Here is a 26,421-nt window from a genome sequence, read left to right on the forward strand (position 1 = left end):
TACCCGCCGCGACCTCCCGGATCGTTCCGTTCAGGCAAAGCCGTCCGGTCACTCCGCGCGCCGGGTGGCCCTCCCCGAATGGACGTAGCGCGCACGGCCGTCGCCGTCGTCGCCGAGGAACACCATCGGCAGGTGGATGCCGCCCTGTGCCTCGCGCAGGATCAACGTGTCGCCGTCGAGGCGGACCAGTTCGGACTTCACGGCGGCGCTCAGTTCCGCGGCTGTCCCTTTTGGACGTTGCTCCAGCCAGACCCGTCCGTCCTCGTCCTGGGAGACCACGAGATCGGCGACTGTGCTGGCGTAGGTGCCGAGATACCGGTCCGCGGCAAACGGCTCCGGTTCGGCGGGCGGACGAGGCGGCAGCGACACCTCGACGCCCGCGAATTCCTTGAGCAGGGCGGGAACGACGTCGGCGTACAGGTTCATCGCGTCGCCGCCGTTGGTCAGCAACGCCACCACGAGATCGCTTCCGGGCACCAGCCGGAGGAACGCCGACTGCCCGATCGTGTTGCCGTCGTGACCGAACACCACTCCGCCCGGAGTGTCGAACAGTTCCCAACCGAGACCCCAGGCGTCGCCCATAATGCCGAGCGGCGGAAGGCTGACCTGGCGTTCCAGCATGGCCGCGGCGCTCTTCGCGCTCAGCACTCCGGCACCGCCCGCGAGATGCATGCGGCCGAAGGCGAGCAGATCCGCAGCGGACATCGCGAGCGACGACCCGGCCGGGCCGTTGGACCGCAGCATCGACCAGAACGGCGCGGGCACCAGGTCGGCGCCCGGTTCGGGTTCGAGGTGCCCGATCGCGGCGCGGAACCGGATCGCGTCGTTGGCGTTCGGCGAAAACTGCCGGAGCTGGAGCGGACCGGCGAGGTGCTCGCGAAGGCAGTCCTCGTAGTGCTTGCCGCGCAGCACCTCGACGAGCCTGCCGAGCACGACGTACCCGGCGTTGTTGTAGGAGAACAGCTCGCCGGGCGGAAAGAGCTGGGCGACCCCGTCGAGGGTCGCGACGAACTTCTCCACCGCGTCGTCGCCGGGACCAGTGTCGGTGAAGAGGTCGCCCTCGAACCCGGCGGTGTGGCTGAGCAGCTGGCGCACCGTGATGGCCGCCTCGCCCAGCTTGAGTTCGGGAAGGTACCGCCGGATCGGGGCGTCGAGATCGACCAGGCCCTCGTCCGCGAGCTGCAGGACGAGGGTCGCCGTCCAGACCTTGGTGATGGAGCCGATTTGGAATACCGAATCGACGGTGGCCGGGACGCCGGTGCCGAGATTCAGCACCCCGGCGGCCGCGGTGGCCGTCTCGTCGCCGACCGCCACCGCGAGCACGGCGGCGGGGACCCGGTGGTGTTCCAGCAGCGCGGGAAGTTCCTGCTCCAGCCGCCTGCGGAGAGCGTCGAGCTTGTCCATTCCGGGAAGGTAGCGCTCCGCCGGGCCGGAAACTTCGTCGCGGCACACGGAAAAAGCGGCCGCGACCTGGAGAGCCCGACGAACCTCAGACCAGCACTTCGCCATCCCGCGCGACTACCCGGCCGCCGGCAAGCACGAGCGCCCGCGCCGGCACCCGCATCAACGCGTCCGGCACGTTCTCCGCCGCCACCAGGACCACGTCCGCCCGGCAGCCCGGCGCCAGGTCATGCCGCTCCCGGTCCACGAACGGAGCCGCCCGCCGCGTCGCCAGTTCCACCGCCGCGGTCAGGTCCTCGTCCGTGCGCAGCCCGTGCAACCGAGCGAAGCCGAGCGCGATCTGCAGAATGTCACCGTCGCCGTACGGGGACCAAAGGTCGCGGATCCCGTCCGTGCCGAGGCCGACTGGGATCTCGCGCGCGGACAGTTCGGTCCACGGCAACGGGGCCACCCGTACCGGAGCGACCGTCGCCAGCGAGATGCCCGCCTCGGCGATCCGGTCGAGCAGCGCCGCCTGCCGCGCCGGGGGAACCTCGCCGAGCGCGAACCCGTGCGACACCGTGACCTTGCCCTGCAGCCCGGCGCGCACAGTCCGGTCGGCGATCAGCTCGTACTGGAACGCGCCCAGCTCGCCCCCGTCGTGCAGGTGGATGTCGAGGCCGACGCCGCGCCGCTCGGCGATCTCGAACAGCCCGTCGAGCTGGCCGACCGGGTCGCGGTCGATGCCCGCCGGGTCGAGGCCGCCGATCCGGCCCGCGCCCGCCGCCGCGGCCTCATCAAGGAGCTTCAACACCCCGGGCCGGCGCAGCACGCCGTCCTGCGGGAAGGCCACGATCTCGACCTCCACCGCGCCGCCCAGCCGTTCCGCGGCCTCCCGCACGATCTCGATGCCGCGCAAACCAAGCCCGAGGTCGACGTCCACGTGGCTGCGTGCCGCCGTGGTGCCGTGCCGCAGAAACTCCCGCAGCACTGTCTCGGCGATCTCGACGCTCGGGATCCCCAGCGCGTCCCGCTCGGCGCGCTCGTGCGCGATGCGGCCTTCGGTGGTCGCGACGCCGCCGTAGGAGACCCACGGCTTGCCCCACCAGCTCTTGTCGACGTGCGCGTGCGAGTTGACGAAACCGGGCAGTGCGAGCAGCCCCGCGCCGTCGATCCGCTCACCCTCCACCGGGGCCGAGCCCGCGGGCCGGACAGCGGAGATGCGGTCGCCGTCGAGGACGATGTCGGCCAGGTCGCCGCCCCACGGGCGCACGCCGGTCACAGTGAGAGAAGCCATAATAATGGTATACCAAACTCCGGGGTCGCTGTCCCGCGAGCCTGGCCCTGACACTCCCAGGAGTGCGGGGTACTGGCCGCGCCGCGCCACCGGAAGCACCATGGACAGCGGCCGCGGCGGCACCAGACCGGCGCGGCGGGAAAGAAGGGCGGAACATTGACCGACAACCTCCCCGGCGGGACATTCACGCTGGCCGGACGCACCGTCGCCCGCCTGGGATACGGCGCGATGCAGCTGGCCGGCCCCGGCGTCTTCGGACCGCCGGCCGACCGCGACGAGGCGCTCGCGGTACTGCGCACGGCTGTCGAACTGGGCGTGAACCACATCGACACCGCTGACTTCTACGGGCCGTACGTGACGAACGAACTGCTCCGCGAAGCACTCGCGCCGTACGACGGGCTGCAGATCGTCACCAAGGTCGGCGCGGTCCGCGACGACACCGGCGGCTGGATCCACGAACGTTCGCCCGAGCAGCTGCGCGAACAGGTGGAGTCGAACCTGCGCAACCTCGGCGTCGAGGCGCTCGATGTAGTGAACCTGCGCGTCGGCGGCGGCCCGGACGGCCACTCCCCGGTGCCGGGGTCGCTGGCCGAGCCGTTCGGCGCGCTCGCCGAGATGCGCCAGGAAGGCAAGATCAAGGAACTCGGCGTGAGCGTGGTCGACGCCGAGCAGGTGGCCGAGGCGCAGTCGATCGCACCGGTGGTCACCGTGCAGAACTGGTACAACGTGGCACACCGCGGGGACGAGAAGCTGATCGAATCCCTTGCCGGGCAAGGTATTTCCTACGTCCCGTTCTGGCCGCTCGGCGGATTCAACCCACTGCAGTCCTCGACGCTGGACACCGTCGCGGCCCGCCTCGGCACCAGCCCGAAGTCCGTCGCACTGGCGTGGCTGCTGCACCAGTCGCCGAACATCCTGCTGATCCCCGGCACGTCGTCGGTCGCGCACCTGCGCGAAAACGTGGCCGCGGCGGATCTGGAACTGCCCGCGGACGCACTGGCCGAATTGGACACGATCGCCGAGTGAGGACAAATCGGGGTGATGACTGTCGAATCGCACAGTCATCACCCCGAAGCGGAAAACACCACAATGGTTTCCGATGAACAACCAGAAAACTCCCCGCACCCCGTTCCCTTAACCAACGAACGACGGTGCAGCGAAGAGCGCGACCCGATTAGCGTGACCGCTGGCAATTCCCGCCACGCTAAGGAGAAAACGGGCCGATGAACGTCAACCGCGCCTGCGCCGCGATTTTCGCCGTTTCCGCGCTGATCGCCGCCCCGGCCACCGCGTCGGCCGCGGTGGCCGAGCTGCCCAGCTACGACCAATGGCAGGCCGACGTGCGCGCCGCCGTCGATCCCGCCATTCCGTGGCTCGCCGACCGGGTCGCCAAGGGCGGGTCGAAGCTCTCGATCGTGCTGGACATCGACAACACCTCGCTCGAGACCGAATACCACCCCGGCGAACCGAACCGGCCGGTGCTCGCGGTCGCCCAGTGGGCGGGCCAGCACCAGGTTTCCGTGCTCTTCGTGACCGCCCGGACCAGCTCCTCCTCGGCCCGCACGCAGCTGAGCGCCGCGGGCTACCCGATCGACGCGATCTGCACCCGCGAGTCCGGCGAGGGCACCGCGGAAGGCAAGCAGCGCTGTCGCGCCGAGTTGACCGAGCAGGGCTACACGATCACCGCGAACATCGGCAACCGGTCCACCGACCTCGAAGGCGGCGACTACGAAAAGGGCTTCAAGCTGCCGGATTACGACGGCCAGCTTTCGTAGCCAGTGCGCGGCGGCGCCGGGGAGAACCGGCGCCACCGCTCACGAGGCCAGCCACTGCTCCAGCCCGACCTTCCCCCGCCACGCCCCCTCGGCGGGCACCAGGCTGTCCTTGTCCAGCAGCGTCCCGAAGTACTTCGCGGCCGGGTCGGTCACCACCTCGCGCGGGTCCTTCCGCGCGGTCAGCACGCGCCGGATCCACTCGTCCATCGGCAGCACCTCCGGCCCGCCGATCTCGACAATGCCGCCAGCGGGCGAATCCGCCGCCGTCCGCGCGACCGCCACCGCGACATCCTCCGCCGCGATCGGCTGCGTGCCGCCGGAAGGAAGCCGCACCACGCCGTCCACCGTCGCGGTGTCCGCGATCGCGAGCGCGAACTCCAGGAACTGCGTGGCGCGCACGATCGTGTAAGCCAGGCCGCTTTCCTCGATCAGCTTCTCCTGCGCGACCTTCGCCCGCAGGTAACCGGAATCCGGCAGCTCATCAGCGCCCACGACGGACAGCGCGACGAAATGACCGACCCCGGCCTCGCGCGCGGCCCGCACCAGATTCCCGGTCGAGCGCTGGAAGAACTCCAGCACGTCGTCGTCCGCGAACGACGGCGAATTCGACACGTCCACCAGCACGTCGGCGCCCCGCAGCACCTCGGGCAGCCCTTCGCCGGTCAAGGTGTTCACGCCGGTGCTCGGCGCGGCGGCCACCACCTCGTGCCCCTCCAGCAGCCGCACGACCTGCGAGCCGATCCGCCCGGTCCCGCCGATGACGACGATCTTCATGCCCGTTCCCTCCGTCTCCGCCGCGGCGGTCGCCGCGCTCGTCACCAGTCAGGACCGGACAGCGCCCCGATTTGTGACACCCCTGCCCGCTAAGCTCGCACTCGCCCGCCGGACCAGGAAAGGAACCCGCCGCCGATGGAGGAACTCGCCGAGGCCGCCTCGGTGTTCGCGCAGGTCCGGCCGCGGCTGTTCGGGATCGCCTACCGGATGCTCGGCAGCGTCGCCGACGCCGAGGACCTGCTGCAGGACGTCTGGCTGCGCTGGCAGACCTGCGACCGCTCGGCGGTCCGCAACCCGGGCGCGTTCCTCGCCACCACCACGACCCGGCTGGCCATCACCGCGAGCCAGACCGCGCGCGTCCGGCACGAAACCTACGTCGGCCCGTGGCTGCCCGAGCCCATCGACACCACCGCGGACCCGCAGGTCGGCGCCGAGCGCGCGGCCGCGCTCGAGGTGGCCGTGCTGTTCCTGCTGGAGAAACTGCCGCCGACGGAACGGGCGGCGTACGTGCTGCGCGAGGCGTTCGACTATCCGTACCAGCAGATCGCCGACATCGTGCAGACCACCGAGGTGAGCGCGCGCCAGCTGGTCAGCCGGGCGCGCAAACACCTCGCCGCGGAGCGCCGGGCGCCGGTCGAACCGGCGGAACAGCGGCGGCTGCTCACCGCGTTCGTCGACGCCGCGCGCACCGGAGACCTGGCCACGCTGGAAAAACTGCTCGCCGAGGACGTCGTGAGCTACTCCGACGGCGGCGGCGCGGTCCGCGCGTCGCGGATTCCGGTGGTCGGCGCGGTCACGGTGGCGAAGTACGTCCGCGCGTTCGCCGACCGGTTCTGGCTCGGCACCGAGGTGCGCTGGAGCGAGGTCAACGGCCAGCCCGCGGCGGTGGTGAGCCACAGCGGCGAGGTGTTCGCGGTGCTCACCGCGTCCGCCTCGGCCGAGGGCATCGACCGCCTGTTCTGGCTGATGAACCCGGCGAAGCTGGCCGCGTATACCGCCTGAACACGGGGTACCCGCCGGGGATGAAGCGTCCCGGCCCGGTGCGCTGGCTGCACTACGTCTACGGCGGGGTACTCCCCGAGGAGTACCGCGAGTGGGTGCTGCACGACGCGACCGCGAAAACCTGGGTGCTGCGCTTCGCGTTCCGGATCTTCGCCGAGGCGCTGCCCTGGCTGATCGCGGGCTTCGTCGTGCTCCGCCTGGTCACGCCGATGCCCGCCGGCATGATCGTCGCCGCGCTCCTGATCAGCCTGCTGCTGAGCCTGTTCCTCACCGTCACCAGCGCCGACGAACTCGCCGAGGTCCGGCTCACCAAACACGGTTTCCCGCCGGGCACCGGGAAAGCGGTCCGCAAACGCCGCGGCGGCGCGTCGACGTGGCCGTGACGCGCTTGCCGAACGCGTAACCGATGGGTTACGCTTCCGCCGTGGATCTGGTCGCCAGCGCGATCGCCGACCCGGTGCGGCGCGACATCCTGGCGTTGCTGCAACGCCAGCGGCTCCCGGCCGGGGAAATCGCCGCGCGTTTCGCCATCAGCAGGCCAGCGGTGTCGCGGCACCTTCGCGTACTGCGGGAAAGCGGTCTGGTGCGGGACGAACTCGTAGGCAGGCAACGGTTTTACACCCTCGATCCGCAGGGATTCGCCGAACTGACCACCTGGCTCACCCAGCTCGTCGCCCCGACCGCCTGGCAGCAGCGGCTCGACGCACTCGAGACCGAAGTCCACCGCACCCGCCGCGAACGCCGCCGGGACGCCTCTTCCGGAGAGGAACACACCGCATGAAGCCCGTGCCCACCGCCCGAGCACACCGCCTCGCCGACAGCGTCGACCTGATCCTGCCTCGGACTTTCCGCGCGCCGATCGACGACGTGTGGGCCGCGGTCACCGAACCCGAACGCACCGCGCGCTGGTTCGGGCCCTGGGAAGGCGACGGCGCTCCCGGCCGGATCATCCGGGTCCAGATGGTGTTCGAAGAAGAGAAACCGTGGATGGACCTCCGCATCGACGCCTGCGAACCGCCGCGGCGGCTGGCTGTTTCGGCCACCGACGAATCCGGCGCCTGGCGCATGGAACTGCGGCTCGAACTCCAAGGCGCGACGACGGAACTGCAGCTGGTGCACCACCTGGACTCCGCGGCCAAGATCCAGGACGCCGGCCCCGGCTGGGAGTACTACCTCGACATGCTCACCGCCGCCTTCGAGGGCGCTCCGCTGCCGGACTTCGCGGACTACCACCCGGCGATGACGCCCTATTTCGCCGATTTGGCCGGAAAGGTCTCCTGACCGCCCGTCAATAGTCCACTTCGGACAGTCGGTGCCCGAACGAAATGTCCTTGAGCAGCCCCGACTTCCCCACCTGTCCGCGAATCACGTGGCCGACTCACCGAATCCCCACCGGCATATGGAGTACACTGCTGTACCAGTTACTTTCAGTAGTCCCGCGTGACGAGGTGTGGGCCGGTCCGGTGGGAGGTGCACGGTGGACACGACACTGGGCAGCACCCCGGTGGCGGACGCCCGCGGCGACGAGCGCACTGACGCCGAACTTCTCGCCGCCGTCCGCGCCGGAGATTGCCAGGCAGGGGGCGAATTATTCCGGCGGCACGTCACGCTGATGCGCCGCGTCGCCGCCGGTTTGGTGCGCCAGCAGGCAGAACGCGACGACCTCGTCGCGGAGGCCTTCGCGCGCGTGCTCAGCACGGTCGCGGCGGGCGGCGGCCCGGAATCGAACGCGCCCGCGTATCTCGTGGCCACCATGCGAAATCTCTTCGCGCGCTGGAGCCGCCACGAAAATCGTATCGATCTGTACGCAACGGTTCCGGAACCCGTAACTCTCGACGGCGGCGCTGACGAACTCGCAGTCATGCGCTCGGAAGACCGCTTGGTGTGGTCGGCCTACCGCACCCTGCCCGGACGCTGGCGGACCGTGCTGTGGCGCATGTCCGCCGAAGGCAACACCCCGGCGGAACTCGCGCCCGTGCTGGGCGTTTCGCCGAACGGCGTCGCGGTGCTCGCCCGCCGCGCCCGCGAAGGGCTGCGCCAGGCGTACCTGCAAGTCCAGGTGCCGGACGCGGAATTGCCGCAGTGCCAAGAAGTCCGCCGCCGGATGGGCGCGTGGCTGCGCGGCACGCTGCCCGCCCGCCGGGCCGGGGTCCTCGCCGGGCACCTCGCCGAATGCGAGCCGTGCCACGCGGTCGCCGCCGAACTGGCCGAGGTCAACCGCGAACTGCCCCGGATGGCGGGCTGCTGCGATCCGGCGATCCCGAAGCCGCGCTGACCAGATTCCCGGTGATCAGGTTGACCATGAAGGCGAACCGCTCGTGCCCGGTGCCGGACGTCAGCTCCGCCGCGTACTCCCGGGTCTTCGGGAACTTCTCCTCCGGCAGCCCGGAAAACCGGTCGATCAGCTCCTCCCGGCTGAGCACCCACTCGCTGTCGTGCTGCTGTTGCCGCTGCTGAACGAGTGACCGCTCCCAGGCATACGCGGTGACGTAAAGCGTGAGCGAATCCAGCGCCCACGCCGCGGTCTGCGGTTCGACCCCGCCGGCCAGCAGAATCGCCAGTATCCCCTCGCTGACCCGCAGTGTTTCCAGATGCGTCGGGACCATCGCGAGCGCGGCGCGGGACACGCCGGGGTACTTCAGGTACAGGTCGCGGATCTGGCCGTAAACGTCCAAGACCTGCTGTCGCCACGTCTCCGGATCCGGTTCGGGCAGTTCGATCTGTGAGCAGAGCCTGCCGATGAGCAGATCGTCGAGATCCTCTTTGTTGACGATGTGCGCGTACAGCGACGACGGTCCGGTGCCGAGCACGGCGGTGACCCGGCGGACGGTCAGCGCGTCGTACCCCTCGGTGGCGACGACCTGCAGCGCGGCGTCGGTGATCCGGTCGACGGTGATGGGTTCTTTCCGCGGTTTCGGCGCGGCCTCGGCACTGGCCGGCGCGTGCCGGGCGGCGCGGCGCTCTCGGGGGGCAGCGGGCATGCCGGTCACTATAGCTTGACACGAACTTAGTTCGTCTTCTAGAACTTAGTTCGTGACTACTGAACTTAGTTCGTCTCCGCGCGCCGAGCCGCTTCCGCTGGTCCAGGCGTGGCTGGTGCTGGCGGTCGTGGTGATCGCCGACCTGATGGACCTGATCGACACCAGCGTCGCCGCGCTCGCCGGCCCCTCGATCCGCGCCGACCTCGGCGGCGGGCCGATGACCCTGCAGTGGGTGCTGTCGGCCTACACCGCGGCGTTCGCGCTCGGGCTCGTGACGTCCGGCCGCCTCGGCGACCTGCTCGGCAGGCGCCGGCTGTTCCTGATCGGCATGACCGGCTTCACCCTCGCGTCGCTGGCCTGCGGGCTCGCGCCCAGCGCCGGGTCGCTGATCGAGGCCCGCGTGTTCCAGGGCCTGTTCGGCGCGGCGATGATCCCGCAGGGCATCGCGCTGGTGAAGGTCGTCTTCCCGCCCGAGCAGCTGCGCAAGGCGCTGATGCCGTTCGGCCCGATCATGGGACTGGCCACCGTCGCCGGGCCGATCCTCGCCGGCTGGCTGCTGCACCTGAACCTCTTCGGCAGCGAATGGCGCTCGATCTTCCTGATCAACGTCCCGTTCGGCATCCTCGCCGGACTGCTCGGCCTGCGCGTGCTGCCGCGACACAGCGGCGAAGACCGTGGCGCCCGGCTCGACCTGCGCGGCGTCGGCCTGCTCACCGCCGCGTCCGCGCTGCTGATCGTGCCGCTCATCCAGGGCCGCGACCTCGGCTGGCCCGTGTGGACGTACGTGCTGATGGCCGCCGGCGTGGTCGCCTTCGGCTTGTTCGCCAGGTCCGAACGCCGCAGCAGCCATCCGGTCATCGCACCGTCGCTGTTTTCCAAGCGCGGCTTCGTGTTCGGACTGCTGATCACCGGCGGGTTCTACGCCTCGCTCAGCGGTTTCGTGCTCGTGGTGAACCTGCTGCTCCAGTCCGGCCTCGGCTGGACGCCGCTGCAGTCCGGTTTCGCCCTGCTCCCCTGGGCCGCCGGCACCGCCATCGCGACCCTGCTGTCCGGCGCGGTGCTCGCCGCGAAACTCGGTCGCGCGTCCCTCCACTTAGGACTTTCGATCGCGGTCGCCGGTTTGCTCGCCCTGTGGTGGTCGATCGCGCACTGGGGCGCTGCGATCACCAGCTGGCAGCTCGCGCCCGCACTCTTCCTCACCGGAGCCGGTTCCGGTTTGCTGTTCATCCCGCTTTTCGATTTCATCCTCGGCGACGCGACCCCCGAAGAAGTCGGCAGCGGTTCCGGAATGCTCAACGCCGCCCAGCAATTCGCCGGAGCCATCGGCGTCGCCGCGCTCGGCACGGTGTTCTTCGCCCGCGGCGGGCCGTCCTGGATTCCCGCCGCCGAACTGGTTTTCGGCCTCTGCGCCGGGCTGTACCTCGTGGCACTGGCCCTAGTCCGCTTCCTGCCGAAACATTCCGCTCTATAACCGGAGAAATCGCAATGCCGAAAACCGCCCTGATCACCGGAACCAGTCGCGCCGCCGGACTCGGTTTCGCCGTCGCCCAGCTCCTGTCCGAACAGGACTATCACGTCCTCCTCACCGCCCGCGAGCCCACCCGAGCCGAGTCCCTCGCCACGAGACTCCCGAACGCCACCGCACTGCGGCTCGACCTCACCGATCCGGCCACCATGACCGCCGCCGCCGATTACCTGGCCGATGCCTTCGGCCATCTCGACGTATTGGTCAACAACGCCAGCGGCACCGTCGATTTCGCCGCACTGTCCGCCCTCGACGCCGATCCGGCCGCCGTCCAGTCCGCTTTGGACATTGACGTACTCGGCCCGTGGCAGCTGACCCAGCTGCTGCTGCCACTGCTGAAAGCCGCCCCGGCAGCCCGGATCGTCAATGTTTCCAGCGTTTCCGCACTGCAGATCTCGACCGGGCTCGATCTCGGCGCGAGCCTGCGCGCCCCGGCGCATTCCTTCGCCAAGCACGCGTTGAACACCCTCACCGGAGTTCTCGCCTCAGCGCTGCGAAACACGCCGATCCTCGTCAACGCCGTCGATCCGGGAGAAACCGCCACCCACCCCGAACGCGGCGACGAAGAGACCGCCCGCCCCGCCCTCGAAAGCGCCCGTGGCGTGGTTTGGGCGGCGACGCTGCCTTCCGGCGGCCCGACCGGCGGCTACTTCCTCGACGGCCAGCCGGTTTTGTGCCTGCTGCCCGGCAACGAAAACACCGCGGGCCCGGACCTGTCCGGTCCGGGCCCGCGGCGGGAAAACCCTTCAGTGCGCCAGGATCAGTGACCCAGGTGCAGGTTGTCCAGGTGCAGGTTGCCCGCGTGCGCTTCGAGGCCGTGGGCCGCGTCCTGCAGGTGGGTCTGCACCTCGTTGAGCGGCGCGGCGGCGTGCGCGGCGTCCGGCAGCTCGCCGGAGGTCGCGTGCTGCGTGCCGGTCTCGACCGTGTCCTGAACAGCGTTCGTGACGTGCTGCGCGGCGGCGTTGACGGCCGGCGCGTGCGCGGTCGCACCCTCGATGGCGTGGGTCAGCGAACCCGCGTTCGGGGCGGCCGGCAGCTCCGGAGCGTGCGGCAGCTCGCCGACGCCCGGGACCGACGGGGCCTGCGGCAGCGAACCGACACCCGGCACCGCCGGGACCGCCGGAACGGCCGGAGCCGCGGGAACGCCCGGGACACCGGCCGGGACGGCGGGCAGGGCCGGAACCGCGGCGGCGGCGTGGTCCAGCGTGCCGGACAGGTCGCCCGCCGAGGTCAGGTCGCCGGTGGCCTGCGTCAGGTCGGCGCGGACGTCGTGCTCGCCGACCGGGGTCGAGCCGATCGCCTCGTTGACGGTGCCCAGCAGGTGCGAGCCGCCCTGGCGGACGTCCTCGACGACACCGCTGACCGGGCCGCCGACGACCGGCAGCTTGCCGGTCTCGGACACGACGGCCTTCCAGGTCAGCGCGTCGCCGAGGTGGTTGGTGGTCGCGTCGACCGCGGAGCCGACGAGCTTGCCGTCGAAGACGTGCTCGCCCACCGCGTTCACGGTGTTCTGGGTGTCGATCGCGGCGGCGTCGACGATCGGGCCGACGACCGGCACCGAGTGGGTCGCCTCGGCGACGTGGTCCAGCACGCCGGAGACCGCGCCCAGCGCACCGTGGGTGACGGTGTTCAGGCCGGTCGCGTCGGCGACGTTGCTGACGCCCTCGAAGACCGGGCTCAGGTTCGGCAGCGCGCCGGCGAGACCGCCGAGGCCGTCGCCCGCCTGGTGCGCCACCGGCTCGGCGGCGGCGTTGGCCTGGTCGAAGGCGCCGGCCAGGTCGGCCGACGGCACGCTCGGCGCGGCGGGCACGCCTGGCACGGCCGGGATGCTCGGGGCGGCCGGGACGCCCGGCACCGCGGGAACGGCGGGGGCGGCCGGCAGCGGGGCGCTGTCCATGACCAGCGGCATGATGTCCTGCACGTCGGCCGGGCTCAGCTCGCCGAGGCCGGCGCCGTTCAGCACCCCCTGCGGGTCGGCTTTGTAGTCCGCCAGCGACTGCGGGTCGTTCAGCAGGTTCAGCGCGAATTCGTGCAGCGTCTGCACCGGGCCCATAGTTCGTATTCTCCTGTGATGACAACGGATCGGGGTGGGGTGTCCGAGAAAACGGACGAGCCGGCTGCGAGCCGGCTCCTTTTCCGAAGATAGGACTCCGCCGATGGCCCGCCATCGGGGGGTCACCCGGGTCCGCCGGGGCACCCACTAGGGACTTCGCCGATCCCCCGATTAGGGGCATTAGGGGATTCGGCGCGTCCGCACTGGTCACAGGGTTGCGCGCGGACTACTCCGCCGAGCGCCGCCCACCCCACCGATCGGGGGACAGACGCGGGTCGCCCGGAAAGGTTCGCCAGGACCACCCGTTGGTGTGACACCTACAAGGCTTTTCGCCGCGGCGCCGACCGGTGCCGGGAGCCGAAACGGCGGGGAACCGGGCGAACCCGAACTCCCCGCCGTTTTCGGCTGCCGAGCGGAAGGCCGACACGGAATTCGTACCGGATATTGCGGAACGAAGTTGATCTCGCTCCGCTTTTCGGCCGCTCTCGCGAAATCCGTTGTCGCCGCGCGCTCCCCGGCCGCCGGGCCCGGCAGGCCGAGGCGGAGGTCCGTGAAGGACTCCTTGAGGGAATCTGATTCCCTCAAGGAGTCCTTCACGGACAGCGGCGGGACCAGCCGCGGCAAGTCGTTCAGGCGGTGGCCACCCGGACGGAGTCCGGCATCGCCAGTTCCTTCAGCAGCTCCTCCTGCCGCCGCCGGTACGACGCCACGTTGGCCAGCTTGATCTCCTCGTACCCGCGCACCGCGTCCGGCAGCGCGGCCAGCTCGACCAGCCGGGCGTCGCCGCGGTCGGCCACCTCCAGCGCACGCGTCAGCGCCTGCCGGTACTCCCCGATCAGCGCCCGCTCGACCCGGCGGACCTCCGCGCGGCCGAACGGGTCCAGCCGGGTGCCGCGGAGTTTGCGCATGGCCCGCAGCGCCACGAACGCCGGACGGAAGCCGCGGCCGCCGAGGCTGATCTTGCGGTTCATGCCCAGCGCGCGCAGCACCGGCGGGTGCAGCCGGTGCGCGAACCGCGTGCCGACGCCGAACTGGGCTTCGATTTCCGCGGTCAGCTGCGGGTCCAGCGACAGGCGGGCGACCTCGTACTCGTCCTTGTAGGCCATGAGCTTGTAGAGGTTGCGCGCGACCTCCTCGGTCACCGAAGCGGTCGCCCGGGTGCGGACCCGCTCGACGAATTCCGCGTACTCCCGCGCGTACCGCTCGTCCTGGTAGGCGATGAGGTCCGGGATCCGGATGTCGAGCAGTCGGCCGAGTTCGCCGTCCGCCGCCACCAGCGCCCGCACCCGGCGGACCGCTTCCGGGTCCACCGCGGCGGGTGCCGAGGCCGCCGAGGACGGGGAGAGTTCCGCGGTGAGCGCGTCCGGGTCGGCGACCAGCTGCCTGCCGCGCCGGAACGCCTGCAGGTTCGTCTCCACCGCGGTGCCGTTGATCTTGATGGCCTGTTCCAGGCTTTCCGCGGTCACCGCAAGCACGCCGGTCTGGTAGGCCGCGCCGAGCTGGAGGATGTTGGCGAACTGGTCGTCGCCGAAGATCTGCTCGGCGAGGCCGCGCGCGTCGAGGTAGTGCCCGGCGGCGGTCGCGTCGCCGAGCGCCGCCCGGATGCTCGACTGGTCGGGGTAGGAAACCTCCTTGTCCACCACCATTCGCCCGGTCGGAACCTCCGAAGTGGACACGACGGCGACAGTGCGCTCGGCGTCGGCCACGCCGAGGTACGCGGGGTCGGCGGCGACCAGCGCGTCGCACGCGAGGTAGAGGTCGCACTCCCCGTTGGCGAGTTTCGGAGCCTGCTCGACGGCGCCGGTGGAGATCTTCACGTCCGAGACGACCGCGCCGCCCTTCTGCGCGAGGCCGGTCTGGTCGAGGGTGCGCACCTGCTTGCCGTCGAGAACCCCGGCGACGCCGAGGATCTGCGCGACGGTGACCACGCCGGTGCCGCCGATGCCGGTGATCCGCACGGCGACGTCCGACCGGGTTTCCGCCGGTTCCGGCAGGACGTCCGCGCTGATCGGGGTCAGGTGGCGGCGCTTGACCTCGCCGGTCGGGACCACGGTCAGGAACGACGGGCAGTCGCCGTCGAGGCACGAGTAGTCGACGTTGCACGACGCCTGGTGGATCTGGGTCTTGCGGCCGAACTCCGTCTCGACCGGTTGCACCGAAAGGCAATTCGACTTCACGCCACAGTCGCCGCAGCCTTCGCAGACACGCTCGTTCACGAACACCTTGCGCGCGGGCGTTTCCTGCTTCCCGCGACGGCGCTTGCGACGCTTCTCCGCCGCGCATTCCTGCTCGTGAATCAACACCGTCACGCCGCGATGCGCAGCCAGTTCCTCTTGCGTGCGAAGAAGTTCCGACCGGTCCCGGACCTCGACCCCACGCGGCAGCTTCCGCTTACGCAGCCGGCGCGGCGCGTCCGAGGTGATGACGACCTTCGCCGCGCCCTCGGTCAGCAGCAGCGCCGCCACCTTCTCCACGGACAGCCCGCCGACCGCGTCCTGGCCGCCGGTCATCGCGACCGCGGAGTTGTAGAGCAGCTTGTAGGTGATGTCGACGCCCGCCGCGACCGCCGCGCGCACCGCGAGGCTGCCGGAGTGCATGAACGTGCCGTCGCCGATGTTCTGCATCAGGTGCGGCGTCTCGACGAACGGGGCCATGCCGATCCACTGCGCGCCCTCGCCGCCCATCTGGGTCAGCCCGACGACCTCGCCGACCTGCTCCGGCTCCATGAACAAAGCCATGGTGTGACAGCCGATTCCGGCACCGACGAGCGTTCCGTCCGGGACCTTGGTGGACGAGTTGTGCGGGCAACCGGAGCAGAAGTACGGCGTGCGGGCCAGCAGCGGCACCGAAATCCGCTCGCGGCGGCGCCGTTGTTTCCAGGCCGCGACGGGTTCCGCGTCCGGCAGGCGCTTGGCCAGTCCGCTCGCGATGCGGTCCGGGTCCAGCTCGCCCAGTTCGGTGAAGAGCACCTGGCCGCGCTCGTCGGACTTGCCGTACACGCGCGGCGCGCCGGTGCGGCCGTAGAGGATTTCCTTGATCGCCGGTTCGACCAGCGCGCGCTTTTCCTCGACCACCAGGATTTCGTCGAGCCCCTCGGCGAATTCCTTGATGATCTCCGGTTCCACCGGGTACACGACGCCGAGCTTCAGCAGCCGGATGCCGTAGCGGGACAGCTCGGCTTCGTCGAGGCCGAGCATCCGCAACGCCTGCCGCAGGTCCAAATAGGACTTTCCGGCGGTGACGATGCCGACCCGGTCGTCCGGTCCGGACCGGACGATCCGGTTGATTCCACTGGCGCGCACGTATTCCATCGCGAGCGGCAGCCGGACGCGGTGCAGGCTGTGCTCGAGCGTGATCAGTTCCGGGCCGAGCAGGCGGCTGTTCGGCTGGTGCTTGTACGCGCCCTCGGGCATCTCCGGGGCGGTCCACTGCGAGTCGACCAGCGCGGTGCCGCCGGAGTCCGCGACGTTCGCGACGATCTTCATCGACGACCACAGCCCGCTCGCGCGGGAAAGTTCGACCGCGTGCCTGCCGTGCTCCAGCACGTCCTGCGAATCGGCCGGGAAGAACACCGGCATCGCGAGGTCGGCGAGCGCGTGCTCGGACGCGCACGGGATGGTCGAGGACTTCGCGTTGGGGTCGTCGCCGACCAGCGCGACCGCGCCGCCGCGCGGATCGGTGCCGGCGAGGTTCGCGTGCCGCAGCGCGTCGGTGGCCCGGTCCAGGCCGGGAGCCTTGCCGTACCACATGCCGACCACGCCGTCCGGCCGCATCGTGCCCGCCCGCGCGGCGAGCTGGCTGCCCATGACCGCGGTCGCGCCGAGTTCCTCGTTGACGCCCGGCTTGTGCACGATGTTGTGCTCGGCCAGCAGCGCCGACCGCCGCGCCAGCTCCAGGTCGAACCCGCCGAGCGGCGAACCCTGGTACCCCGACACGAAGGCCGCCGAGTCCGCGCCGTTGTCCCGGTCCAGCCGGATCCGGTCGAGCAGAACCCGCACCAGCGCCTGCACCCCGGTCAGGTAGACAACGCCCGCTTCGCGCACGTACCGGTCTTCCAACGTGAAGGCGTTCATCCGCACTTCCCTTCCGCACGCCATCAGCCCACGGGCACCCGCCGTTGGGACGTGAGCCACCTCACCTCACGCTCGGACCCCGGCGCAACGTGCCCGGCCACTGTAGTGGCAAGGACGCAAAGGATGACGCGCGAGAGGCCCGTTCGGGCAGATCTGTTGCGTACGATGCCGCTCATGGCCGAAGAACTGCTGGACGCGACCGACCACGAGATCATCGCGTTGCTCCGCGAGGACGCCCGGCGCACGTTCTCGGACATCGCCGCGCGAGTGTCGCTCTCCACGGCGGCGGTGAAGCGGCGCGTCGACCGGCTCCGGGAGAAGGGCGTGATCACCGGCTTCACCGTGCAGGTCGACCACGCGAAACTCGGCTGGGGCATCGAGGCGTTCGCGCAGCTGAGGTTCTTCGGCAGCACGAACGTCGCCGAGATCGTGGAGACCACCACGCGGATCCCGGAGGCGCAGGCGGTGTTCACCATCGCGGGCGATCCGGACGCGGTGGTGTGGCTGCGCAGCCGCGACATGGCGCACCTGCAGAGCACGATCGACGAACTGCGGCGCAGCCACCGGATCACCAGCACGCGGACGCTGATCGTGCTGGACTCGTGGGTGCGCGGCGAGGATCGCCCGGAGTGACCCCCGCGACCGAGTAGGGTCGCCCGGTGACCGAAGCGCGCACGGGGAGGGAACGGCATGTCCGCTGATCCGGCCAGCGAGGCCCGGCCTCGCCGCGGCCGTCCGCGCGGCACCAGCGCGCGGCAGCTGGAGGAGATCGCGCTGCGGCTGTTCACCGAACAGGGGTTCCACGAGACGACGGTGGACCAGATCGCCAACGCGGCCGGGGTCAGCCGGCGGACGTTCTTCCGGTACTACGAAGCCAAGTCGGACGTGCTGTGGAACGAGTTCGACTCCGAGGTCGACACGATCCGGGAGCTGCTCGCCGAGATGCCGGAGGATCTTCCGGTGCTGGAGGCGGTCCGGCGGGCGGTGCTGGCGGCTAATCACTACCGGGCTGAGGACGTGCCTGAGTTGCGGATGCGGATGAATCTGCTCAGCACGGTGGCGGAATTGGCGGCTAGTGCTACTCGGCATTACGACGCTTGGGAGCGGGCGGTGATCAGTTTCGTCGCGCGGCGGACTGGGCAGCCGGAGGATTCGCTGTATCCGCTCGCGGTGGGGCGGGCGGTGCTGGCTACTTGCCGGGCGGCTTATGAGCGGTGGTCGGCTCGGGCGGATGCTGATTTGACGGTGTATTTGGATGCTGGGTTGCGGGCTTTGGGGGCTGGGTTTTCCGATGACGTGTTGGTGGGGGAACCCGTTGCTGGGGGGCACCCCGAAGCTTGATTGTGCTGACGGTTCGGGGGTGCTTGTCAAGGCGGGAAAGATGCCTTGACAAGCACCCCCGAACCGCAGGGAGGCTTCGTATCGGGGTGCGGGGGAGGGACTGGGTGCACCTTTCTTTGGGTGCATCGGTGCTGGGTGGTCCGTGAAGGACTCCTTGAGGGAATTAGATTCCCTCAAGGAGTCCTTCACGGACGGTCTAGCAGGGTGGTTAGGGCGGCGGGGGCGGCTGCTGCGCCGCTTAGGGGTGCCAGCGGGCGCCGGAATCTCGGGCGAAGCGTTCTGCTTCCTCGCAGTCTTCTGCGGGGGCCAGGATTAGTAGCTCCTCGCATGCGCGGGCGGCGGGTAGTGGGTCTTGATCATCGGTGGCTCGGCAGTCTGACAAAAGCAGGATTGTTTTTCGGGCTGCGCGCGAGGTGGCGAGTTGTTCATTTGCTTTGCGCAGGGCCGCCGCTAATGCCGTTACGCCGTGGCCGCGCAGTTCCAAAACTGACTCCACCACCGCGGCTTTGGATCGCGAGGACCGTAGGGGGCGGATGACCTCCGCCGTGCGGGCGAAGGACACCACTGCATGTTCCACCGGGGCTCGCCACGAACATGCCGCTGTGGTGAGGGCGGCAGCGGCCAATCTCGCGCCGGTCATCGAGCCGCTGGTGTCGATTACCAAGCACAGCGCCAATTCTGGGCGCGCCCAACGACGGGCGACCAGATCGTCCAGCGCTGGGACGCTCCCGACGGCGGCCGCGTCGACCAGGGCGGGCATTGAGCGGTCCAGGTCGAGTTCGCCGCCTCGGTCGGCGCGGTCTCGGCGTAGTTTTCCCACGCCTCGGGCCCGTGCGACGCCGCGGCGGGCGACGTCGATGATCAAGCGGCGGGCCAGATCCCGGGCGGCGGCGCGGAGGGATTCGTCGGTCGCCTTGCTCATTTCGACTAGCAAGGCCATTGCCTCGTCGGCGTTCTCGCGGAAGACCGTGCTGAACGCTTCCTCGTCCAGCACGCCGACCTCGGGGGAGATTTCGGCGAACCGGCCGTTCTTCGACAGTTCGGACCGTGGTGTGGTGCTGCTGCGCGCCGAGCCTGGACGGGGCGGTCGTTGCTGGGGTGGGCCCGCCGGCGGCGGGCTCAGGCTTCCCCCGGCGGGTCACCGGCTTCCGAGTCCTCTGGGGTGGATTCCGCGCCGAAGACCGCCGCGTACAGCTCGTCGATCACCGATTCCGGGGTACGGCCGCTCGATTCGTGCAGTGCGATCCGGCCGGAAAGCGCGGCCAGGGCGGCGTCGTGTCCGATGCGCCAGTCCATCGCCGAGGCGTCGCGGATCCGGGCCAGGGAAACCGCCAGCCGCACCACGTCGATCGCGCCGCGGACCGACGAACCGACTCGGACGTCTGGGTGTTCGCGGGTGCGCCGGACCAGGTCCACCACTTGGTCCCGCCAGTCCGGGGGCACCATCGGACCGCGGCGGGCGACGATGTCGCTTTCCTCGTCCTGGCTCTGGTATCCCATCACGATCCGGCAGACCCGGTCGTAGATGGCCGACGAAATCCGTGCCGTGCCGACCGCGTCGAACGGATTCATCGCGGCTACCAAGCGGAATCCGTCCGCGGCGCGTACTCGGCCCAGACGCGGCACATGCAGCTCCGCCTCGGACATCACGGTGATCAGGACGTTGAGCGTCTCCTCCGGGATCCGGTTGACCTCCTCGACGTACAGCAGGCCACCGGTGCGCAGCGCCTCGATCAGCGGACCGTCCACAAAGGTCTCCGGCACGTAGCCCTCGGCCAGCACCCGGGACGGGTCGAACTGTCCGACCAGCCGTGCGGGCGTCAGTTCGGCGTTGCCTTCCACGAACACGAACGGTGAGCCGCCCGCCTCCGCGACCGCGCGCAGCAGCGTGGTTTTGCCGGTGCCAGGCGGGCCTTCGAGCACGACGTGCGCACCGCAGTCGAGACCGGCCAGCAGCAGCTCGATCTCGCGACGGCGGCCGACGACGTCCGCGGCCAGGAGGGAAACCGCGGGCTGCGGACCGGAAACCGGCCCGCAGCCCGTCGACACAGCCGTCACGGCGCGTCGTGGACCAGCACGCCGCGCACGTTCCGGCCCTCCAGCAGATCGTCGTACCCCTGGTTGACCTCTTCCAGGGTGTACGTGCGGGTGATGATCTCGTCCAGCTTCAGGTCCCCGCTCTGGTACAGCCCGAGGATCTTCGGGATGTCCGTGGTCGGGTTGCAGTCGCCGAACAGGCTGCCCTTCACCGTCTTCTTGAACAGCGTGAGGATCGAGCCGGGGAGGTTGACGTTGTTGACCGACAGTTTGTTCAGCCCGGTCAGCACGATCGTGCCGCCCTTGCCGGTGGCGTTGAACGCGCCGGTCACGATCTCCTCGGTGACGATGCCCGCGGTGACGATCGTCTTGTCCGCGCCGTTGCCGTTGGTGAACGACTGCGCCAGTTCGGCCGCTTCCTCCGGCGTCGCGACCGCGTGCGTCGCGCCGAGTTCCATCGCCTTCTCCCGCTTGTTCTCCAGCGGGTCCAGCGCGATCACGTTCTTCGCGCCGGCGTAGCGCGCGCCCTGCACCGCGTTGATGCCGATGCCACCGACGCCGGACACGATCACCGTCTCGCCGGGGCGGACGTTGGCCGCGTTGACCGCCGAGCCCCATCCGGTCGGGACGCCGCAGCCGACGAGGACGGCCTTGTCCAGCGGCAGGTCGTCGTCGACCTTCACCACCGAGTTCTGGTGGATGGTCGAGTACTGGCTGAACGTGCCGAGCATGCACATCGCGCCGTATTCCTTGACCGGGCCGGGGCCGCTGAACGGGAACCGCTCGCCCGGCAGGTAGCCCTCGAGGATCGTGGCGCCCATGTCGCAGATCGCCTGCTGCCCGGTGGAACACCAGCGGCACACGCCGCAGTTCGGGATGAACGAGCACACCACGTGGTCGCCCGGCTTGACCCGGGTGACGCCGGGGCCGACGTCCTCGATGATGCCCGCGCCCTCGTGGCCGAGCACCATCGGCAGCCGGGCCTCCAGGTCGCCGTGCGCGATGTGCACGTCCGAGTGGCACAGGCCGGCGTGCGTGTACCGGATCAGCACCTCGCCCTCGCCGGGGCCTTCGAGGTCGAGTTCGACCACCTCGATCGGCTTGCCCACCTCGTAGACGACCGCTGCTTTCGTCTTCATCGGGAACTCCTTTGTTCGAGCGGGCGGATCACAGCGCGATGTTCACGGATTTGGTCTGGGTGTAGAGGTCGAGCGCGGCCGCGCCAAGCTCCCGGCCCCAGCCGGACTGCTTGTAGCCGCCGAACGGCATCGCCGTGTCGAAGCCGTTGTACTGGTTGACCCACACCGAGCCTGCCTTCAGTTCCTTCGCAGTACGGTGCGCCTTCGCGACGTCGCGTGTCCAGACCCCGGCGGCCAGGCCGTATTCACTGTTGTTGGCCGCGGCGGCGACGCCCTGTTCGGCGTTGAACGGCATCGCCGCCACGACCGGACCGAAGATTTCTTCCCGGACGATGCTGAATTCCGGTTTCACGTCAACGAAAACGGTCGGCTCGATGAAGTATCCGGTGTCGCCCCAGCGTTTTCCGCCGGTGAGCGCGCGGGCGCCGTCGGCGAGCCCTTCGCCGAGATAGCGCGAAACGCGGTCGAACTGCTCCTGGGAAACCATCGGCCCCAGCTGGGTTTCCGGGTCGAGCCCCGGCCCGATCTTCACCTGGCTCGCCGCCTGCGCGACCGCCTGGGTGAACTCCTCGAAGATCGTGTCCTCCACGTACAACCGGGTTCCGGCGACGCAGCACTGGCCGTGGTTGAACATCCACGCGTTGACCGAACCCGGCACCGCGAGGTCGAGATCGGCGTCGGCGAACACCACGTTCGGGCTCTTGCCGCCTAGCTCCAGGGAAACCTTTTTCAGGTTTCCGCTCGCCGCCTGGACGATCTTCTTGCCCACCTCGGTCGAGCCGGTGAAGGCGACCTTGTCGACCCCTTCGTGGGCGGCCAGCGCGGCGCCGGCGTCGCCGAATCCGGTGACGATGTTGACCACGCCGGGCGGGAATCCGGCTTCCTCGAACAGCTTGCCCAGCAGCAGCGCGGTCAGCGGGGTCTGCTCGGCGGGCTTGAGCACCACGGTGTTGCCCGCGGCGAGCGCAGGCGCGATCTTCCACGCGGCCATCAGCAGCGGGAAGTTCCACGGGATGATCTGACCGCACACGCCGACCGGCTCGCGCAGCGTGTAGGCGTGGAACTGCGCGTCCGGCGCGAACGGCATCGACACGTTCACCGTGCTGCCTTCGATCTTGGTCGCCCAGCCCGCGTAGTAACGGAAGACGTCGGCGGCCCAGCCGGTGTCCACGGCCGTCGCGATGCCGGCGGACTTGCCGTTGTCGAGCGCTTCCAGCTGGCCGAAGATCTCCGCCCGCTCGGACAGCAGATCGCCGATGCGCCAGATCAGCCGTTCGCGCTCGTTCGGCTTCATCGCGGCCCACGGTCCCGCGTCGAACGCCTTGCGCGCGGCGGCGACGGCGCGGTTGACGTCCTCGGCCTCGCCGTGCGCGACCTCGGCGATCTTCTCCCCGGTGGCCGGGTCGTAGGTCGGGAAGGTGCGGCCCGACGCCGCCGGTACCCACCGCCCGCCGATCAGCAGCTCCAGCGGGCCGGACACGAACTCGCGGACCTCGGTGTGCAGGGGGAATTCCACCGTTGCGGTCACCTGGCGCCTCCTCACTTCGTTGTGACGGAGGTCATCGTCACCCGGCGAACCGGGGGCGAAGTGTTACAGAAGTGGACAGTCGTCGGTCACGCCCAGCGCCTGCATGCGCCGGTACAGCGTGGTGCGGCTGATGCCGAGTTCGCGGGCCGCGCGCAGCTTGTTGCCTTCGCTGGCGCGCAACGCCGTGACGATCGCGTTCCGTTCGGCGAGTTCACGCCCGCCGAGCTGACGCGTGCGCGAGCTGCCGCGATACGCGGGCGGCAGCTGGGCGAGGTCGATCACCCCGGTGTAGGGAAGGCGGGACACCTCCCGCATCACCGCGCGCAGTTCGTGCAGGTTGCCCGGCCACGGATGGGTGCGCAGCGCGGCCAGCGCGGTGCCGGTGAAGTGCGGTTTCCGGTCAGGATATTCGTCGCGGAGCATCGCGCCGGCGATCGCGGGGAGGTCGTCGAGGCGCTCGCGCAGCGGGGCGAGGGCGACGGTTTCCGCGCATCGGGTCGCGACCGCCGCGACGGCCGGTGACATCGCGTTCGACGGGACGGAAGTGAGCAGCAAGCGGGCCGTTTTCCCACTGTCCAACGCCTCGCCGACCAGCGGCAGCAGGCTTTCCGGCAGCAGGTGGACGTCGTCGAGGACGACCGTGGTGCGCGGCTGCCCGATGAGGTCGGCGAATCGTGCCGCCCACGCGCGCGGTTCCTCGCGCAACGCGGCGGCGGCGTGCAGGACGACCGGATCGTCTGCTCCGGCTCGCGCGCGGGCTGCCGTGGTTCGGCCGGTGCCCGGTTCGCCCGTCACGAGAACCGAGCGCGCGGGTTTTGTCGCCGCGGGGGCCGGTTTTCGGCTGCTGCTCGGGCTCTTCGCGATGCGGAAGACGGCACCGTCCGTCGAACCCTCGACCCGCTCGGCTACGACCGAAAGACTGATTCCGTCACCCACATCTAGGCGAGTGTCGAACACTCCGCGTTCCGGCACCTGTGGCAGCAGCGTGCGCAGGAGGGTCGGATCGGCGGGGCGGAGCTGTTCGATGCAGGTCTCATTGGCGAACACCAGATCGCCGCCGAGCACCGCGACCGGCACGCTGCGATGGTGCGTGGCCTGCTGGAACGCCAGAAACAGCCGCCGTTCGCAGGCGCGGGCGCTCTCCAGCACGAGCTGCTCGATGTCGCCGACGACGCGTTTCACCAGCGGCCCGAAAAGCGGGTTGCCGCTGTCGCTTTCGCCGGTGATGTCGAGGACGCCTTCGATCCGCCCGGTGAGCGGATGCCGGATCGGATGGCCGTAGCAGCTGAACCGCTTCAACGCGTCGGCGTAGTGCTCCTGGCCGTGGATTTCCACCGCCTGGCGGGATTCGTGCGGCGTGCCGAGCGCGTTGGTGCCGACGCGGCCCTCGCTGAGCTGCGAACCGTCCAGTACGCCGATCTCCTCCAGCTGGCGTTGCAGGCCGCGGTCGCCGAACCAGCGGAAGACCAGGCGGCAGTCCCGGTCGGCGAGCAGGATGGAGAACCGGGTGCCGGTCAGCTGCTCGACGAGCTGCTCCAGCACCGGGCGGGCGGCGGTCATCAGCCTGCTGCGCGGATCGACCTCGCCGATCGAAATCGCGGCCCGGTCCAGCTCCGGTTCCACGCCGAACAGCCGCGACCGGCGCCACGAATCGGCGATCGGCGGCCGCAGGACGGCGGCGCCCTGCGACGGTATCCCTCCGAGCGACACTGCTCCTCCCGACTACCGACGGCGACGTAGCGGTTCGTGTGACAGTACCTTCGCGGATCGACAAGTTCCAGACGTGCGTCGCACGCGGTCCGCTCGTGTCCTTTGTGGACACTGGTAGGATCGGGCGAGTGCCGCGACGTCTGCTGATGTTTTTCGTACTGCTGCTCGGCTGGGCCGAATGGGAACATTGGCGCTCCTCGCGCCGCGGGATGGGCGCCCGGCCCGGAACGACGGGCACCGGCGAGGCGATCGTCGTGCTCGGGTACCGCAACGGCGGGTCGCGGGCCAATTTCGTGAACCGCTGGCGAGTACGGGCGGCAGTACGTTCTCAGGCGCCAGGCCCGTCTCGCCTGGTGCTGTGCGGCGGGCCCGTGGGCGGCCCGGAGCCGGAGGCCGCGCTGATGGCCCGGTACGCCCGCTCGCGCGGCTACCGCGGCCGGCTGGTGCTGGAGACGGAGAGCCGGTCGACGTGGGAGAACGTGCTCGGCGCGGCGCCGCTGATCGAGGACGCGGACCGGATCAAGATCGTCTCGAATTCCTTGCACGCGGAGAAGGCGCGGTATTACCTGCGGCGGCACCGGCCGGATCTGGCGGAGCGTCTGGTGCCCGCGAAGGACTACCGGATCGGGGAGCTGCTGATGCTGAAGCCAGTGCTGGCGGTGCTGGGAAAGCGGAGGCTGCGGCGGTTGAGGCGGTCGTGAGTGTTGGTCCCGGGTTAGAACCGGCATCGCCGCTCACGAGCCCCCTGGCAAGTGCGCGTTGATCTTGTCCACCAACGCTTCCAGCCCCGTCCGCTCGTCCCGGTCGAGCGGCGCGAAGACCATCTCCTCGGCCTCGGCCAGCACCCCGTCAAGCCCGGCCACCAGCTCAGCCCCGGCCGGAGTCGCGTAGACGCGCTTGCGCCCGCCCTCCGTGCGCCGCTCGACCAGCCCCCGCCGCTCGAGCCCCTTGAGCAGCAGCGATACGTTCGCGGGAGTCGTGTGACTCATCTCCGCGACGGCACGCTGGATGACACCGGGCTCCCGCTCCAGGTACCCGAGCACCATGGCCTGCTCGAAGGTGAGATCCCGGGTGCGGCTCCATTCCTCGATCCGCTTGCGCTGCGCCCAGCGAATCGACCGGAAAAGGTCGCCACGTACCGGTTTCGGCCGCGGTCCACTCACCCAAGTTAAGTCCTTAACTCCATCCGCTGGCCGGACGAGCGGCAGGAAAAGATCGTCGACGATCGACCGGATCCGCGTGGCCGGCAGCGGGGCGGGATCCATCAGCAGATCGTGGCGCACCAGCTGGAACGGCATTTCGAGCACGGCACGGGGAACGCGGGACAGGTCGATCTCGCCGCGGTCGTGGGCGCGCCGGTAGATCCGCCCCTGCGGGAGCAGCCGGTCGCCGATGATCTTGTCCCGCATCTCTCCCGGGGTCATCCGGGTACCGGCCGACAGCCCCGAGAAAGCGCCGGCGATCGCGATCGCGAAGAACTCGGCCAGCGCTTCGCTCGACGCGGTCAGGTACCCGAGCAGATCGCCGCGCAACGTGCCGGTGTCGGGAACGGCGATCGGGTTGGCGCTCCGGTGCCATTCCATCGCGGCCAGCACGAGCTGATCCTTGTTGGCCCACCGCCGGTACAGCACGGCCTCGCTCGTGCGGGCGCGCACGGCGACCGATTCCATGGTCAGCCGGGCGTATCCGGCCTCGACCAGCTCCTCCCACCCGGCGGCCAGCAACGCGTGCTCCAGGTGCGCGCCACGGCGGCGGCGGACGGTTTCAGGGGCCACCCTGGCCACGATAGAAAGGTTTGCCTTTCTT

General features: G+C 69.9%; 24 protein-coding genes. 12 read left to right on the plus strand and 12 right to left on the minus strand.

Features of this window, described 5'->3' with window-relative positions:
* Positions 1-48 precede the first annotated feature (48 nt).
* Positions 49-1,404 carry a serine hydrolase domain-containing protein gene (locus RPX00_RS02100; RefSeq protein ID WP_406636923.1) on the minus strand — a complete coding sequence of 452 codons (1,356 nt, stop codon included), beginning with the start codon at positions 1,402-1,404 and terminating at the stop codon, positions 49-51.
* Between the two features lie 85 nt (positions 1,405-1,489).
* Complete coding sequence (locus RPX00_RS02105; RefSeq protein ID WP_406636925.1) at positions 1,490-2,677, minus strand: amidohydrolase; 1,188 nt, start codon at positions 2,675-2,677, stop codon at positions 1,490-1,492.
* 156 nt (positions 2,678-2,833) lie between these two features.
* Between RPX00_RS02105 and RPX00_RS02110 the strand changes: the two genes are divergently transcribed.
* On the plus strand, positions 2,834-3,703 hold the full coding sequence (locus tag RPX00_RS02110; protein ID WP_406636927.1) for an oxidoreductase: 870 nt from the start codon (positions 2,834-2,836) through the stop codon (positions 3,701-3,703).
* A gap of 197 nt (positions 3,704-3,900) precedes the next feature.
* The gene (locus RPX00_RS02115; protein ID WP_406636929.1) at positions 3,901-4,452 is read left to right on the plus strand and encodes an HAD family acid phosphatase; all 552 of its coding nucleotides are present in this window, start codon (positions 3,901-3,903) and stop codon (positions 4,450-4,452) included.
* Between the two features lie 39 nt (positions 4,453-4,491).
* Here the strand turns inward: RPX00_RS02115 and RPX00_RS02120 are convergent, their stop codons facing one another.
* Complete coding sequence (locus RPX00_RS02120; RefSeq protein WP_406636931.1) at positions 4,492-5,226, minus strand: SDR family oxidoreductase; 735 nt, start codon at positions 5,224-5,226, stop codon at positions 4,492-4,494.
* A gap of 135 nt (positions 5,227-5,361) precedes the next feature.
* Here RPX00_RS02120 and RPX00_RS02125 point away from each other — a divergent pair, with 135 nt between their 5' ends.
* From RPX00_RS02125 to RPX00_RS02145, 5 genes are all read left to right on the plus strand, one after another.
* Positions 5,362-6,228 carry an RNA polymerase sigma-70 factor gene (locus RPX00_RS02125; RefSeq protein WP_406636933.1) on the plus strand — a complete coding sequence of 289 codons (867 nt, stop codon included), beginning with the start codon at positions 5,362-5,364 and terminating at the stop codon, positions 6,226-6,228.
* Positions 6,229-6,248: 20 nt separating this feature from the next.
* Entirely contained in the window at positions 6,249-6,611 is a 363-nt protein-coding gene (locus RPX00_RS02130) for a DUF5313 family protein (RefSeq protein ID WP_406636935.1), read from the plus strand.
* Positions 6,612-6,652: 41 nt separating this feature from the next.
* Positions 6,653-7,009 (plus strand): metalloregulator ArsR/SmtB family transcription factor, encoded by a 357-nt coding sequence (locus RPX00_RS02135; protein WP_406636937.1) that lies wholly within the window; start codon positions 6,653-6,655, stop codon positions 7,007-7,009.
* Positions 7,006-7,509, plus strand: a complete 504-nt coding sequence (locus tag RPX00_RS02140; RefSeq protein ID WP_406636939.1) for an SRPBCC family protein — start codon at positions 7,006-7,008, stop codon at positions 7,507-7,509. Before RPX00_RS02135 ends, RPX00_RS02140 begins: the two co-directional genes overlap by 4 nt.
* Before the next feature lie 196 nt (positions 7,510-7,705).
* Positions 7,706-8,503, plus strand: coding sequence for a sigma-70 family RNA polymerase sigma factor (locus RPX00_RS02145; RefSeq protein WP_406636941.1), 798 nt, complete (start codon positions 7,706-7,708; stop codon positions 8,501-8,503).
* Here the strand turns inward: RPX00_RS02145 and RPX00_RS02150 are convergent.
* Positions 8,442-9,209: a TetR/AcrR family transcriptional regulator gene (locus RPX00_RS02150; RefSeq protein ID WP_406636943.1), complete on the minus strand. Its 768-nt coding sequence runs from the start codon at positions 9,207-9,209 to the stop codon at positions 8,442-8,444. The two genes, RPX00_RS02145 and RPX00_RS02150, sit on opposite strands and share 62 nt — an antisense overlap.
* Before the next feature lie 52 nt (positions 9,210-9,261).
* On the opposite strand from RPX00_RS02150, the gene RPX00_RS02155 reads away from it, so the two are divergent.
* Together RPX00_RS02155 and RPX00_RS02160 are read left to right on the plus strand one after the other, a co-directional pair.
* The gene (locus tag RPX00_RS02155) at positions 9,262-10,680 is read left to right on the plus strand and encodes an MFS transporter (protein WP_406636945.1); all 1,419 of its coding nucleotides are present in this window, start codon (positions 9,262-9,264) and stop codon (positions 10,678-10,680) included.
* 14 nt (positions 10,681-10,694) lie between these two features.
* Positions 10,695-11,501 (plus strand): SDR family NAD(P)-dependent oxidoreductase, encoded by an 807-nt coding sequence (locus RPX00_RS02160; RefSeq protein ID WP_406636947.1) that lies wholly within the window; start codon positions 10,695-10,697, stop codon positions 11,499-11,501.
* Here the strand turns inward: RPX00_RS02160 and RPX00_RS02165 are convergent.
* The gene (locus RPX00_RS02165) at positions 11,495-12,787 is read right to left on the minus strand and encodes an IniB N-terminal domain-containing protein (RefSeq protein WP_406636949.1); all 1,293 of its coding nucleotides are present in this window, start codon (positions 12,785-12,787) and stop codon (positions 11,495-11,497) included. The genes RPX00_RS02160 and RPX00_RS02165 overlap by 7 nt on opposite strands.
* A gap of 629 nt (positions 12,788-13,416) precedes the next feature.
* Positions 13,417-16,860: an indolepyruvate ferredoxin oxidoreductase family protein gene (locus RPX00_RS02170; protein ID WP_406636951.1), complete on the minus strand. Its 3,444-nt coding sequence runs from the start codon at positions 16,858-16,860 to the stop codon at positions 13,417-13,419.
* A 174-nt stretch (positions 16,861-17,034) separates the two neighbouring features.
* On the opposite strand from RPX00_RS02170, the gene RPX00_RS02175 reads away from it, so the two are divergent.
* Positions 17,035-17,493, plus strand: a complete 459-nt coding sequence (locus RPX00_RS02175; RefSeq protein WP_406636953.1) for an Lrp/AsnC family transcriptional regulator — start codon at positions 17,035-17,037, stop codon at positions 17,491-17,493.
* Positions 17,494-17,550: 57 nt separating this feature from the next.
* The gene (gene mftR / locus RPX00_RS02180; protein WP_406636955.1) at positions 17,551-18,201 is read left to right on the plus strand and encodes a mycofactocin system transcriptional regulator; all 651 of its coding nucleotides are present in this window, start codon (positions 17,551-17,553) and stop codon (positions 18,199-18,201) included.
* A 238-nt stretch (positions 18,202-18,439) separates the two neighbouring features.
* Here mftR and RPX00_RS02185 read toward each other — a convergent pair whose 3' ends face one another.
* The 5 genes from RPX00_RS02185 to RPX00_RS02205 all read right to left on the minus strand — a co-directional run bounded on the left by RPX00_RS02185 (position 18,440) and on the right by RPX00_RS02205 (position 24,615).
* A complete protein-coding gene (locus RPX00_RS02185) occupies positions 18,440-19,195 on the minus strand; it encodes a vWA domain-containing protein (protein ID WP_406636957.1) in 756 nt (251 codons plus the stop codon).
* Positions 19,196-19,320: 125 nt separating this feature from the next.
* Positions 19,321-20,259 (minus strand): AAA family ATPase, encoded by a 939-nt coding sequence (locus tag RPX00_RS02190; RefSeq protein ID WP_406636959.1) that lies wholly within the window; start codon positions 20,257-20,259, stop codon positions 19,321-19,323.
* Complete coding sequence (locus RPX00_RS02195; RefSeq protein ID WP_009082064.1) at positions 20,256-21,377, minus strand: NDMA-dependent alcohol dehydrogenase; 1,122 nt, start codon at positions 21,375-21,377, stop codon at positions 20,256-20,258. Before RPX00_RS02195 ends, RPX00_RS02190 begins: the two co-directional genes overlap by 4 nt.
* 28 nt (positions 21,378-21,405) lie before the next feature.
* The gene (locus tag RPX00_RS02200) at positions 21,406-22,905 is read right to left on the minus strand and encodes an aldehyde dehydrogenase family protein (RefSeq protein ID WP_378313928.1); all 1,500 of its coding nucleotides are present in this window, start codon (positions 22,903-22,905) and stop codon (positions 21,406-21,408) included.
* 63 nt (positions 22,906-22,968) lie between these two features.
* Positions 22,969-24,615 carry a sigma-54-dependent Fis family transcriptional regulator gene (locus RPX00_RS02205; protein ID WP_406636962.1) on the minus strand — a complete coding sequence of 549 codons (1,647 nt, stop codon included), beginning with the start codon at positions 24,613-24,615 and terminating at the stop codon, positions 22,969-22,971.
* A gap of 128 nt (positions 24,616-24,743) precedes the next feature.
* On the opposite strand from RPX00_RS02205, the gene RPX00_RS02210 reads away from it, so the two are divergent.
* The gene (locus RPX00_RS02210) at positions 24,744-25,316 is read left to right on the plus strand and encodes a YdcF family protein (protein WP_406636964.1); all 573 of its coding nucleotides are present in this window, start codon (positions 24,744-24,746) and stop codon (positions 25,314-25,316) included.
* A 33-nt stretch (positions 25,317-25,349) separates the two neighbouring features.
* Here the strand turns inward: RPX00_RS02210 and RPX00_RS02215 are convergent, their stop codons facing one another.
* Positions 25,350-26,390, minus strand: a complete 1,041-nt coding sequence (locus tag RPX00_RS02215) for a TetR/AcrR family transcriptional regulator C-terminal ligand-binding domain-containing protein (RefSeq protein ID WP_406636966.1) — start codon at positions 26,388-26,390, stop codon at positions 25,350-25,352.
* Positions 26,391-26,421: the final 31 nt, after the last annotated feature.

This window comes from Amycolatopsis sp. WGS_07, from assembly GCF_045278895.1.
In the GTDB taxonomy this organism is placed as follows: Bacteria; Actinomycetota; Actinomycetes; order Mycobacteriales; family Pseudonocardiaceae; genus Amycolatopsis.